Here is a 13,011-nt window from a genome sequence, read left to right as displayed (position 1 = left end):
TGCAAAAATACAACCTTTTCTGCAAATTTCGAGTGGAAATAGGTACATACGTGCAAATAGGCAACCTTTTTAACGAACTTCTCTTAAATTTCCTTAAATCGCTCAAAATTGATGCCTATTTGCAACAATTTCCAATCACATAGAGGAAAACCTTTCCCAAAAGTGCTCTTTTGCATTTTTGACCATAAATAAGTCTTCGGATCCCTCAAACATCGTTCTATTGTAGCCGCTATCCGATAATCGTAATGGCCTGTGAACCCATGAACTCCCATACTTCTTTAAAGGAAACAAGTGGATAGGCTTCTTGCTCACCAGTCATCGGATCGTTCATATAAGCGTAATCATCATCCCATCCAGTTAGCAATAACGCATGTTCGGGCTGATACCACGGGACAAGCTCACCCGTCTCATCCTCCCACTCCAAATCGAGATAGGGGAGATCCATATGCTCAGTTGCCCATATCATGGCAGGGTTGCCTTTCGCGATGACGCCAAGCAAATCCTCGAAGGAGGCTCCTGTCAGATCGCGAACGTGACCAGGCAACCATTGATTCATCATTTTCGCGACTGGGGTATGATAAATGCCATAGCCAATGTCAAAAGGATCGCCAACGAAAACATCTTTGGGATTTGAGCCAACAAAAGCACCGAATTCATTCTCGTAGGGCATGTCCCCCATGGGAAGAGCTTGAGCTACTTCTTCCTTCGTTATCGGCAGTCCGGCCCAATTCAGCAGCATGGTCGCAGCGACAGCTTCACAGCCATTGGGAAGCTCGGGGAGCTGTGAGATCGCAGGAATCGCCTGGTATGTGAACTTGATGCTGAGTGAGAGGAGGTGCTGCTTCTGTTAAATTCTGAAGATTCGTTGTGGATGTTGCCTCGGCTACGGCTGTTTGGATAGGTGATGAGATTTTCGGTGCCCTTCCCATTGCGCTTTCCTCTGCAAGATACGGATCTGCAACTTCTCCGTTTGGACTAGATAGCGTGAGGAGTTGTTTCGAACCGTGGGAATTTGGTTTCACGAGTAGAATAAGCGTAAAGCTGGTCAAAGCTAAAAGTAATGCAAGCATGAGTAATTTCACTTTCTGCATATAGCACATCCGTTTCTATCAATGTTCTCATTACATCATGGGTGGTTCGAGAATGCAAGACATGATATCCAAAATATGCCTTGAGGCACATACGCTGCTGCCTTGCTCGCATAGAATAGGTAAACAAGCTATTGATCTCTAAAGAGTTGATGCAATTAAGATGACCGTGGAGGCATGGGATGAGACGTTTCTATTTGTGGTGTGCAGTTGCTTTTGCTTGTTATGCCGTTATCGTGAGCGTATATTTTCTACAAGGGGATTTATTTCAAATTCCTAGTCCATTAGTTGGTACTGTAGCTGATCCGAATACGTTCATGACCCATGCGGAAATCACCAAAGCGGAGACACTTTCAAGGATTCATTCGTTAACCTTCTTTTTGAGCGCTCCCCTGCAAATGGGTGTGACCGTGGCATTATTCGGCATAGCCGTCAGCTTCCGCCGACTCGCGGAGAAAGTATTCCGAGCTTCTATTGGGCAAATGTTCCTTTTTGTGGTGCTTTTTACCCTCGTTATGGACGTGCTATTCCTTCCCATTGATGTGTTTCTGTTCAAAATCGATCAAGCCTACGGTGTTTCCAATGAAACGCCACTCCTTTTTCTAACGGATTATGTCAAAACCTTTCTCATTGATAGTGTAGGTACGGTAGTTATGGTAGCGATTTTCAGATGGATCAGTAAGTGGAGCCCTAAGCGCTGGTGGGTATGGCTGTGGTTGATTTCGATTCCCTTAATCCTTTTCGTCACATTCATTCAGCCTGTGGTACTTGATCCGTTGTACAATCAGTTCCAGCCATTGCAAAATCAGGAACTGAAAAGGCAAATTCTTGATCTTGCTGCCAAATCACATATACCGACCGATCAGGTTTACGAGGTCAACATGTCGGAGCGTACGAATGCCATTAACGCCTATGTCAACGGGATCGGCGGGAACGCGAGAATCGTGTTGTGGGATACCATATTGAATAAATTGCAGCCAGCTGAAATCTTGACAGTGATGGCGCACGAGATGGGGCATTACGTAGAACGCCATATTTATTGGGGAATCGGCTATGGCGTTGCACTCAGTTTGGTTGGTTTTTGGTTGGCTTTTCATGTGTACCGGCTAATTTTAAAACGTTGGGGGTCACTTTGGGGCATGCGAGGGGAAAGAGATCTAGCGGCATTACCCATTCTGCTGCTGCTCATCTCGCTGATGAGCTTCCTGTCATCACCAGTTCAGAACGCGTTCTCAAGGGTAATCGAGCATCGAGCAGACGTCTATGCGATGAGGATGACAGGGGATGGCAACGCAGCCATCCATGCTTTCCAGCAGATAGCGAAGGAGAACTTGAGTCCGGTCACGCAGCCTAAAGTGGTGCAATGGTTTCGGGGCTCGCATCCGACAATTATGGAGCGAATCTTGTATTTTGAACACTACCAGAAGAAATAAATTAAACCGCATAAGCGCCGGTCCTGATATCAGCAATTCAGGGTCGGCGTTTGTTTTTGAACATTGACAAAGGGGAGGCAGTTGTCTAAGATATGCTGTATTCTACACCAGTACGATCTGAATTGTGGGAGGGAAATGATTGAAAGGTGAGCGCTTTAATAAAAACGGGTGAATGATGGCGATGTATCGATTCAATGGGCGGAAGCCGACTGTAAGACGCCGAAGTCTCGTTAGTCAGATTTCACCCAACTAAATCCACTTCACGCGCCTGCATATCGTGATTAGTCCAATTTAGCCCAGTTAAATCGCCTTTTTCCAATCGCCGCACACGAAAACGGCCATTTAGTTCGGCAAAGTCGGATTAATGAGGAATAAACGGCTGCGCCGTCCTACAAGGACGGCGCAGCCGTTTATATTGTCTGTTATTGTTCGTTGCGCCGCGTCATCTGCTGCCAGACGGAACCCTCAGCGGCATGGCCGCCTTCGATCCGCTCCAGCGCAATCTTGACCTGCATCCGGACCTCGAACTCGGGGTCGTCGGCAGCCTGCTCCAGATCCGGAAGCACGCTGTGGTCGCCTACCTCATAGAGGAAGCGCGCTGCGCGCCAACGGACCAGCTTGTTGCGGTCCTTCAGCGCCTTGGCCATCGCCGGCATAGCGGCTGGGTCGCCAAGATCGGACAGCGTATCGCCTGCTGTCCGGCGCACAGAAGCTGTATCGTCCTCGAGGGCACGATACAGATAGGGCAGTACCTCGGGTTCCTTGATATCCCCGAGGTACACCGTGGCCAGTCGCCGAAGCGACGTGTTCTCGTCCTGCAAGGCAGTGACGAGAAGCGGCAGCGTCTCTAGCGACGGCTGGATCTTCTGAAGCGCGGCGTAGCGCAGCTTCCAATCCGGGTTGCGCAGCTGTTCCGCGGCTGCGACAAGATCTCCTGTGGTGGCCTCCGGCGCCACAGGGGTGTCGGATGTCTCCTGCATCGCATAGGAGACTAGCTCTTCCAAGCGGGCGTCGTCGTAAGAAGCGTCCAGTTCCTGGACGACTTCGCCCGCGATGTCCGAGAGCTCGCCGTAGCGGATGCCGAGCTCCTCGAGCTTCCGCTCTTTGATCAGGTTCGGCGATGCCGTACCTGCACGCACCGCGGCCTGCGTGAAGCGCTCCGGCATAGCGACGCGCGCTTCTTCAGCGCCAGCGCGCACCCGAACCTGGAGCGGAATGCCGCGAAACATCTGCACGAGCACTTGTGCTTCGCCATAGGTGGCATCAGCAGCAGGCTGCTCGGCAAGCACGCTAGCGCCTGCTGCGCCCTGCGCTTCGCCATAAATTTCGCGCGCCTGCGCCAGTATGAACTGCCAGTCGCCTTTCGAGCTGCGGTCTACCGCGATGAAGTCGGCTGCATGAAACACACTGATAACACCAGGCACAGCAAGCAGTTTCTGCACTTCCTCGGGGGAGCCACTTAGATTTTTTTTGGTATATGTTTCACGCACACCAGCAGGTAAGGACTCGTCCATATTGAGTTTCATGGAATTTGGGCTGGGTGTAGGTTCGATGGAAATGATCTTCATTACGTTCAACTCCTTAGTGGGAACGGCCCCATCACGACGTCGCCGTTCATTCGTTAGATGAAAAGGCCTAGACGGGGAACCGTCCAGGCCTTTTATCGGCAGCTAGTGCCCATGTTTGTCATTGATGACGAAGTGGATAATACCTATTGAGTTCTAGTCTAAGTCAACTAGATTCCGATTTAAATATTGATCCAATGTTTTGGTAAGATCAAATACCGTATGAGCCAAGTCCACATTTTCAAAAACATGATCGCATTGGTCACGGTAAGCTAATTCATTTTCGTAGTCAGATAAATATTTAGAGGCGATTTCTTCGGAATCTCCGCTTCCTTTCAACCGCTCTTCAAGTGTGTCTCTCTGGGCATAAATGAAGATTTGGACGACGTGGTCGCCATATAGCTTTTTGAGCGTTTCGGCACCGAAGCGGTTCAAGATCAAGTAAATGCTGCCGCTTTGCTGGAACATGAACTCAATGTCTGAGCTCTTGATGCCATATAGATGGTCATTCACGGTGCTAACTTCAATGAATTCGCCGCTAGCTTGTGCCTGGGCAAATTGAGCGGGTGAAATGAAATGATAATCCTGGCCATCTTCCTCTGTAGCTTTCGGAGGTCGTGTGGTGTACGAAATCACTTGTTTCATCCCCAGCGTGGAGCCAGACATTTCCGCAACGGTTTTGCGGCCTGCCCCGTGTGGGCCCGTGAATACAAAAATCATTTCCTTATCCTTTAATGCGTACATGGAACATACCTCCTTTGATTGGATGGGGGGTAAATCCTACGTGCGAGCACGGGTTGAAACGATTTTTATCAAATAGAATCTGAAGTAACCATACCTATAGTTTACAACGTAAGGCTTCATCGGTAAAGACTTGGATGAAATCGCTTCATCGGTCTTAGCGTTTGCTGCCACCGCCGCGTGTGCCTCTCGGCGCGCTTCCGCGAGCGCCGCCTTGCCCGCCACGCGGACCGCTTGGTCTGTCTCCGCGAGGAGCACCGCCGCGCGAGCCGAAGCCCTCGCCGCGAGGTGCTGCGCTGCGCGCACCTCGCTCGTCACTCCGTCCGCGAGCTGCGCCGCCTGAGCGAGCGCCGAAGCCCTCGCCGCGCGGAGCACCGCCTGAGCGAGCGCCGAAGCCCTCGCCGCGCGGAGCACCGCCTGAGCGAGCGCCAAAGCCCTCACCACGTGGAGCACCGCCCGTGCGAGCGCCAAAGCTCTCACCACGTGGAGCGCCGCCACGTGCTGCTCCATCGCCACGGCCCTTGCCGCCGCGAAGTGTGCGAGACGCGCTAGCCGCGTCATCACGACCTGCGCCTGCGTACTTGTTGTATGGCGAGTAGGACTTATCGCCATGAGGAGCTGAACGCTTGCGATCCGCACCTTCACCGCCGTTGTAGGAACCTGTTACGCGTGCTTTCGCGGCGTTCATGTTCGCTCCGCGAGCTGGAGCCGAATTCGTAGTTGGCGACTCGTGCACAACCGTTGCGCGTCCCCAAGTATTCGGATTGCGTTCTGAATTCACTTTCGCAGGTCTTTCACCGGAACGACCTGCGCCAGCTGCACCACCGCGAGCGCCGAATTTGTCACCTTTGGCGCCAAAACCAGTTTTCCGTTCGCTGCCGTATTGCATATTCGAACGATCACCGCGCAGTTCACGAGCGCCAGGTCTTCCTGCACGTCCGCCACTGCGTTGCTCTGAGGCACCTGTGCGGTCATTGCGTCTGCCACCACGTGCAGAACCCGTTCCTCCTTTACGTGCAGATCCTCTTCCGTCTTGCTGGGTGTAATCTTCGGTTTTGGAACGAACAACACGTCTTTGTTCGCCATCCGCACCGCGCAGGGACATTTTGATGCCTTTTTCGATAAGTTCGATCGTTGGCATATCGCGTTGTGTTGCGAAAGTCACAGCGACGCCGGACTCACCAGCACGACCTGTTCGGCCAATTCGATGAATGTAGCTTTCAGCATCTTGAGGGACATCATAGTTGAAGATATGCGTTACGCCTTCCACATCAAGACCACGAGCCGCGATATCGGTTGCCACCAGAAGTTCAATGCGTCCTTCTCTGAAACGCTTCATTACCTGTTCGCGTTTCGCTTGAGACAAATCACCATGCAGCTCATCGGACATTAAACCGATTTCTTGCAGTGTTTCATTGAGGGCAATTGCTTTGGCCTTGGTCCGGCAGAAAATCATCGCAAGATAAGGTCTGTATTGTTTGATTGCCGCAATAAGCGCATCTTGTTTATCACGATCAGTCGTAGGGACAAGCACCTGCTGAATTTCAGTCAAAGTGACTTGTTTACTTTGAATTTTAATCTCTTTTGCTTCCTTCATATAGGCCTTAGACAGATTAAGGACCTGCTCGGGCATCGTCGCAGAGAAGAGCAACGTTTGGCGATAAGGAGATGTTTGTGCAATGATATCTTTGACTTCATGCAAGAAGCCCATATGCAACATTTGATCGGCTTCGTCTAATACGAGTATTTTCAATTTATAGAAATTGATAGAACCGCGGCGAAGATGATCAAGCAGCCTTCCCGGTGTTCCTACTACTATATGTATGTTGCCTTGAAGCTTTCTAAGCTGTTTTTCTACATCCTGACCACCGTAGGCTGCTAGAACCTTCGCTCCCGTAATCGGAACAAGAGTTTTCAACTCATTGCTGATTTGAATGGCTAATTCACGGGTAGGAGTAAGAATGAGCGCTTGAACATCTGAGCTTTCTACATCAATGGTTTCTAATATAGGAAGTACAAAGGCAAGGGTTTTACCTGTACCTGTTTGAGCTTGTGCGATAACATCCGAACCTTTTAATAAAACAGGAATCGCTTCTCGTTGAATGGGCGTCGGTTCTACGACACCTTGATTTTGCAAAACTTGAACAACTTGTTCTCGAATACCTAATGAGGCAAATCCATTTGACATGGGTAATTGGCCAGCTCCCTTTTTCCTTCAGAGTAAAGACGATTCCCTCATTGTACAGGAATGAAAGACAAATGAAAACAGGAGCCGCCCCACAAGTAGAAATAAACTACTTTATTAATAGAAGTTTTACATGCTGGTTGTGCTCCAAAAGGCATGGCAAGACCTCCTAATTAGCAGAAAGCTTTCTCTTAGGAGGCCAGCCCTAATCATTTAGTCCTGGGGTAATGATTGTGCTGTTCCAAAGACGCGCGTTACGGTCTGATTGAAGTCGGTCAATAGTGGCATTAGAGAACGGCCTTGCCAGCTTTCCTGAGCGTAGCTGTTCATTTTATTAAGAAAATCTCGGTTTGCCGAAATGTAGACATCCATAAGATCAGGCTTAAGTACGCGAAGCTTCTGGGCAATAGCCTCTTTGAACGGATGGGAGAGTAGATCATGATGAATGGCTGTTTCATAACTATTGTAACCTTTATTCAAATCATTAGACGGTAGGGAGTCATCATAAGGATTATCATCGTTGTAGAAGCCTTTGACTGTTCCTTGATTATTCGTCTCATTCGTCAATCCCTTCGTGCCAATTGCACTGCTATCCATCATTAATGCGACATAAGCATTCTGATTGGTGACCATAACGAAAGCAGTATTTACCCCGTCCATGGTGTGCAATTGATCCGAAAGATATTGGCTGTACTCCAGTTTCGTATTGTTGTGCGTAACTGGGCCTGAGAGTTGCTGAACTTGATAGGATCTATCATTCTGATCTGCCTTTTCGACATGAACGCCAAAATTCGAGCTCGTTGAGTCATCACGATCGCCTCTGTACTGTTTACCGCTAGAACCACATGCGGATAATGTAAGCAGTAGGAATATGATTCCACAAATCGGAAAACCTAACTTCCTGAACATAATTAACAGACCTCCCATTGCGATTTATTGTCTATAGGATGAGATGTTTCTGTCTAATTATTCGTGTTCACAAATAAAGGCTTTTATGCATAAAGAGGTGGGTGTATGGAAATAACCATGAAGGGAAATATATCGCTACAGACGCTGTTTAAGAACAATTTGTGAACTCTCCTACAGCGATTGACAAAAAGTTTTCACGAATTTATAGTTATTAAAGTGAATTGACATGGGCATGGCCTTCGTGGTAAAAATATTGTTTTAAAAGTGGGGTTGATACAATGAGTCAATTGAAAAAGTTCTGGCGTCTGCTACCCCTTTTAGCGGTGATGACGTTCATGCTAACTGGGTGCGGAGACCCAACCTTATCTGCTTTAGTGCCAAAAGGTCCTGTGGCGACGGAGCAGCTCTATCTAATGAAATTAAGTCTCTTTATCATGATTTTTGTCGTAATTGTCGTATTTGCGATTTATGTGTACGTTTTAGTTCGCTTTCGCAAACGTAAAGGCGACGAAAGTATTCCGAAACAAGTCGAAGGAAGTCATGTTTTGGAGATTATCTGGACAGTAATCCCAATTCTATTGCTGTTAGTACTTGCGGTGCCAACAGTGTCCTACACGTTCAAACACTCCGAGAATTACAACAAGAACAAAGACGCTATCCATGTGAAAGTCACTGCACATCAGTTCTGGTGGCAGTTCGAATATCCGGACCTTGGTATCGCAACAGCGCAACAGCTGGTGATTCCTAAGGACAAAATCATTGCGTTTGATGTTGTTTCTGCTGACGTAGCCCACGCATTCTGGGTACCATCTCTAGGTGGTAAAGTAGATACGAACCCAGGTATCCGTAACACGCTTTACTTGCAAGCGGATGAAATTGCAACGTTCCAAGGTAGATGTACAGAGCTTTGCGGAGCTTCCCATGCCTTGATGAACTTTACCGTAGCGTCCAAGTCTGAAGCAGACTTCAATGCTTGGGTTGCCAAAATGAAAGCACCTAATACAGTGCCAGCATCTGCCCAAAAGGGTGAAGAGCTTTTCAAAGAAAACTGTATGTCATGTCATGCTGTTAATGCTAGCGGCCCAGGGGTTGCACCTAACCTTAAAGGCTTCGCAGATCGCGATACACTTGCAGGTATCCTTGAGAAGACACCTGAGAACTTAGCATCGTGGATACATAATCCGCAAGAACTGAAACCAGGTAACAAAATGCCAGCTTTCGGTAAAGAAGCTAACGGTAAACTTGATGATGCTCAAATTAAAGATATTGTTACGTACTTACAAACATTGAAATAAACTCTTGATGTAAAGGAGGTTCATACGTTGGCTCACTCTCATCCAGTAAAAAAACATACCGGGCTTATGGATTGGCTTACAACCGTCGATCATAAGAAAATCGGTATCCTGTATTTACTAGCGGGCGGCTTCTTCTTCCTCGTAGGGGGACTTGAAGCGATCTTGATTCGGATACAACTCGCTTATCCAGATCAACAAATTTTTGTAGGCGATGCATTTAACCAATTAACAACGATGCACGGAACGACGATGATTTTCTTTGCGGCCATGCCGGTTATCTTTGCTTTCATGAATGCCATCGTTCCTCTACAAATTGGTGCAAGGGACGTTGCGTTCCCTTTCGTTAACTCACTCGGTTTCTGGTTATTCTTCGCCGGTGGTGTGCTTATGAACACAAGTTGGTTCTTGGGCGGCGCACCGGATGGAGGTTGGACGGGATACGCACCGTTATCCTCGATTACCGACGCAAGTTGGGGACAGACGCTTGAGGGTAACTTGCGAGGTACGGATTTCTACGTACTCGGTTTGCAAATTGCAGGTATCGGGACACTAATCGGGGGGATTAACTTCCTCGTAACGATTATCAACATGCGTGCTCCTGGTCTTACATACATGCGTATGCCTATGTTTACATGGTCTGCTTTTGTAACTTCAGGTTTGATCGTTCTTGCTTTCCCGGCAATTACAGTTGCTCTAGTATTACTTATGTTTGACCGTGTCTTTGGTGGAGCCATCTTCGATGCAGCCAGAGGCGGAAACAACGTACTATGGGAGCATTTATTCTGGATTTTCGGGCATCCCGAAGTTTACATCTTGATTCTTCCAGCCTTCGGTATTATTTCTGAGATCGTTTCTACTTTTTCGAAAAAACGTCTGTTCGGATACAGCTCCATGGTATTTGCAACAGTGCTAATCGGATTCTTAGGCTTCATGGTTTGGGTCCACCATATGTTTACATCAGGTTTAGGTCCAGTAGCGAACTCAATCTTCGCGATTGCTACAATGGCGATTGCCGTTCCTACAGGTGTTAAAATCTTTAACTGGTTGTTTACGCTTTGGGGTGGTCAAATCCGCTTCACAACAGCGAACATCTTCGCTACAGCTTTCATTCCAACCTTCGTAATGGGTGGAACAACAGGGGTTATGCTTGCGATTCCAGCGGCTGACTTCCAGTACCATGATACGTATTTCGTAGTTGCGCATTTCCACTACGTTATCGTTGGTGGTCTAGTACTTGGTTTGTTCGCAGGTCTTTACTACTGGTGGCCGAAAATGTTCGGTCGTATGCTAAGTGAAGGCTTAGGTAAATTGCATTTCTGGTTGTTCTTCATCGGCTTCCACTTAACATTCTTCCCGCAGCATTTCTTGGGTCTAATGGGGATGCCACGACGCGTCTTTACGTATCAACCTGGGTATGACCTCGAAGTTGGTAACTTAGTTTCAACGATTGGTGCATTCTTCATGGGTATCGGTACGATCGTGTTCTTAATCAACATCATTGCAACTGCAAGAAAACCAATCACAGCGCCTGCAGATCCGTGGGATGGACGCTCTTTGGAGTGGACAATTCCATCACCTGCACCTGAATATAACTTCAAACAAACTCCGCTTGTTCGTGGTTTGGATGCTTTCTGGAAAGAAAAAATGGCTGGTAACAAGCAAATGACACCAGCTGAGCCAATTGGTTCGATCCACATGCCTTCGGCATCGATCCTACCGCTTGTCATGTCTGTTGGATTGTTCATCGCTGGTTTTGGTTTTATGTACAAAAATTACTATGTAGCTGGTGCAGGGATCATAGTTACTTTCATTGCCATGTTCTTGCGTTCCGTATATGACGATCACGGTTGGCATATTGAACCAGAAGAACTTGAAGATGATCATAAGGGGGTAAAGGCATGAGTAGTCATCACACGGGCGCACTGCCTGCTAATCCGGAAACGGCTACCCTCGAAGGGAAGAATAAAGTTCTTGGTTTCTGGCTTTTCCTTGGTGCAGAAGTTGTTTTGTTCGGTTGCTTATTCGCAACTTACATTGCTCTTCGGAACTCTGTTCCGGATGGCCCAACAGCTGATGAGCTTTTCAAGCTCAAAACAGTTGGTTGGTCAACGTTCATTCTCTTGACGAGCAGCTTGACGAGTGTATTCGCAATCATTGCGATGCACCGTCAAAAAGTGGGTCAATTACTAGCTTGGTTAGCAGTTACGGTTTTGTTCGGTCTTTCCTTCTTAGGAATGGAGATCTACGAGTTTTACGAGTATGTGCATGAAGGTCACAAGTTTACGACAAGTGCTTTCTCCACCTCGTTCTACACGTTGGTTGGTTTCCACGGTGCTCACGTAGCATTCGGTGTTTGTTGGATTACGCTGTTGATTTTCCAAGGTATGAAGAAAGGTCTTACAGTTGTAACGGCACCTAAGTTCTATGTCGCTTCTCTGTACTGGCACTTTATCGACTTAGTTTGGGTATTTATCTTCACAGTTGTTTATCTGATGGGGAAGGTGGGTCACTAAATGAGCAGCAATTCTCATGATACACACGCACCTAGCAAACGAGTTAAGCACGATTCACCAGTGAATCACTATTTAACTTACATTATCTCGATTCTACTTACGATGTTGGCATTCGCTGTCGTACTATACGGAGACTTGGATCGTTCGTTTATCTTGATTTTCATCGTATCCTTAGGGATCGTGCAGGCACTCGTTCAATTGCTTTTCTGGATGCATGCCAAAGAGAGAGGACACATGTTCCCTCTAATCTTTATCTTCGCAGGAGCGTTCGTTGCTCTTACCGGTGTAATCACAGCCGTATATTGGGTTTGGTGGTAAAAACGATAGAAGAGGCAACTTTGTTAAGACAAAGTGCCTCCTCTTTTTTTAAGTAGAGTTATTGGGAAGTAGTCAGCTTGAAAGGAGATAGATGCAGGTATGAGTCAAATTGGTGGTTTTTTTGATTTGTGGAATCCTGTTTTATTGTTGATCGTCGTTGTAATCGGTTATTGTTATGGTCGATTTGTCGTGAAAGGGAATGGGAGAGATGCGAAATCAGAGCCAATTTCGATCTCAGGGCAATTTCTCTTCTATGCGGGGCTAGCATTATTCTATATTGGGCAGGGAAGTCCAATTAGCTATATTGGGCATCACTACTTGTTCAGCATGCACATGCTGCAGCAAACGATTCTTTACCTAATCGTGCCGATTTTAATTTGGTTAGGAACACCGGCTTGGTTAGTTCGTGCTTGTATGAAGAATGTCGTGTTTCGCGGTCTGTTTACTTTTCTAACTCGGCCTCTGCTCGCATTATTCATGTTCAATATGCTCTTCTCCATCTACCATATGCCATTTATTATGGATTACTTGATGAAGAATGATGTACCGCTTCTTGCTTATCATACGATGCTCTTAGTGACCGCCTTTATCATGTGGTTCCCGGTATTTTGTCCGCTACCTGAGTTGAATCGTTTGAACGATTTGAAGAAGATGGCGTATATTTTCGGCAATGGTGTCTTATTGACACCGGCATGTGCGCTTATCATTTTCGCAGATTCGATAATCTATGATATGTATAGCAATGTCACGGTTCCGTTTGCTCACTTATCGCCGCTGGATGATCAACAACTAGGTGGCGTTATTATGAAAATTTTGCAAGAGATTATCTATGGCGCCACGTTAGCTTATATTTTCTTCCGTTGGTATCGCAGAGAGCGCAAGGATGAGGATGAGTTGGATCCACTTCCATCACAAGAAAGCATGAATAACCAAGGCGGGAACTGGAATCGCGCTTAGAGAAAGG

Annotated in this window: 12 protein-coding genes; 6 read left to right on the top strand and 6 right to left on the bottom strand. The window is 47.3% G+C overall.

Annotated elements, in window-relative coordinates; all coding sequences use genetic code 11:
- Positions 1-229: 229 nt before the first annotated feature.
- Together AC58PV_RS04875 and AC58PV_RS04870 are read right to left on the bottom strand one after the other, a co-directional pair.
- The gene (locus AC58PV_RS04875) at positions 230-790 is read right to left on the bottom strand and encodes a C39 family peptidase (RefSeq protein WP_497431382.1); all 561 of its coding nucleotides are present in this window, start codon (positions 788-790) and stop codon (positions 230-232) included.
- Positions 756-1,091 carry a hypothetical protein gene (locus AC58PV_RS04870; protein ID WP_497431145.1) on the bottom strand — a complete coding sequence of 112 codons (336 nt, stop codon included), beginning with the start codon at positions 1,089-1,091 and terminating at the stop codon, positions 756-758. Before AC58PV_RS04870 ends, AC58PV_RS04875 begins: the two co-directional genes overlap by 35 nt.
- 179 nt (positions 1,092-1,270) lie before the next feature.
- Between AC58PV_RS04870 and AC58PV_RS04865 the strand changes: the two genes are divergently transcribed.
- The gene (locus tag AC58PV_RS04865; protein WP_497431144.1) at positions 1,271-2,521 is read left to right on the top strand and encodes a M48 family metallopeptidase; all 1,251 of its coding nucleotides are present in this window, start codon (positions 1,271-1,273) and stop codon (positions 2,519-2,521) included.
- Positions 2,522-2,943: 422 nt separating this feature from the next.
- Here AC58PV_RS04865 and AC58PV_RS04860 read toward each other — a convergent pair whose 3' ends face one another.
- From AC58PV_RS04860 to AC58PV_RS04845, 4 genes are all read right to left on the bottom strand, one after another.
- Positions 2,944-4,089, bottom strand: a complete 1,146-nt coding sequence (locus tag AC58PV_RS04860) for a virulence factor (protein ID WP_497431143.1) — start codon at positions 4,087-4,089, stop codon at positions 2,944-2,946.
- 153 nt (positions 4,090-4,242) lie between these two features.
- Complete coding sequence (locus AC58PV_RS04855) at positions 4,243-4,830, bottom strand: guanylate kinase (RefSeq protein ID WP_497431142.1); 588 nt, start codon at positions 4,828-4,830, stop codon at positions 4,243-4,245.
- Positions 4,831-4,984: 154 nt separating this feature from the next.
- The gene (locus tag AC58PV_RS04850) at positions 4,985-7,015 is read right to left on the bottom strand and encodes a DEAD/DEAH box helicase (protein ID WP_497431141.1); all 2,031 of its coding nucleotides are present in this window, start codon (positions 7,013-7,015) and stop codon (positions 4,985-4,987) included.
- A gap of 210 nt (positions 7,016-7,225) precedes the next feature.
- Positions 7,226-7,921, bottom strand: a complete 696-nt coding sequence (locus AC58PV_RS04845) for a YhcN/YlaJ family sporulation lipoprotein (protein WP_497431140.1) — start codon at positions 7,919-7,921, stop codon at positions 7,226-7,228.
- Between the two features lie 278 nt (positions 7,922-8,199).
- Here AC58PV_RS04845 and coxB point away from each other — a divergent pair, with 278 nt between their 5' ends.
- The 5 genes from coxB to AC58PV_RS04820 all read left to right on the top strand — a co-directional run bounded on the left by coxB (position 8,200) and on the right by AC58PV_RS04820 (position 13,004).
- The gene (gene coxB, locus AC58PV_RS04840) at positions 8,200-9,216 is read left to right on the top strand and encodes a cytochrome c oxidase subunit II (protein WP_497280462.1); all 1,017 of its coding nucleotides are present in this window, start codon (positions 8,200-8,202) and stop codon (positions 9,214-9,216) included.
- 66 nt (positions 9,217-9,282) lie between these two features.
- A complete protein-coding gene (gene ctaD / locus AC58PV_RS04835) occupies positions 9,283-11,118 on the top strand; it encodes a cytochrome c oxidase subunit I (protein ID WP_497431381.1) in 1,836 nt (611 codons plus the stop codon).
- The gene (locus AC58PV_RS04830) at positions 11,115-11,729 is read left to right on the top strand and encodes a cytochrome (ubi)quinol oxidase subunit III (RefSeq protein WP_057315114.1); all 615 of its coding nucleotides are present in this window, start codon (positions 11,115-11,117) and stop codon (positions 11,727-11,729) included. Before ctaD ends, AC58PV_RS04830 begins: the two co-directional genes overlap by 4 nt.
- Positions 11,730-12,047 (top strand): cytochrome C oxidase subunit IV family protein, encoded by a 318-nt coding sequence (locus tag AC58PV_RS04825; RefSeq protein WP_497431139.1) that lies wholly within the window; start codon positions 11,730-11,732, stop codon positions 12,045-12,047.
- Between the two features lie 99 nt (positions 12,048-12,146).
- Positions 12,147-13,004 carry a cytochrome c oxidase assembly protein gene (locus AC58PV_RS04820; protein WP_497431138.1) on the top strand — a complete coding sequence of 286 codons (858 nt, stop codon included), beginning with the start codon at positions 12,147-12,149 and terminating at the stop codon, positions 13,002-13,004.
- The last annotated feature ends 7 nt before the right edge of the window (positions 13,005-13,011 follow it).

Source organism: Paenibacillus sp. J22FR83 (assembly GCF_059691955.1).
This window is presented reverse-complemented; position numbering and strand designations above follow the sequence as displayed.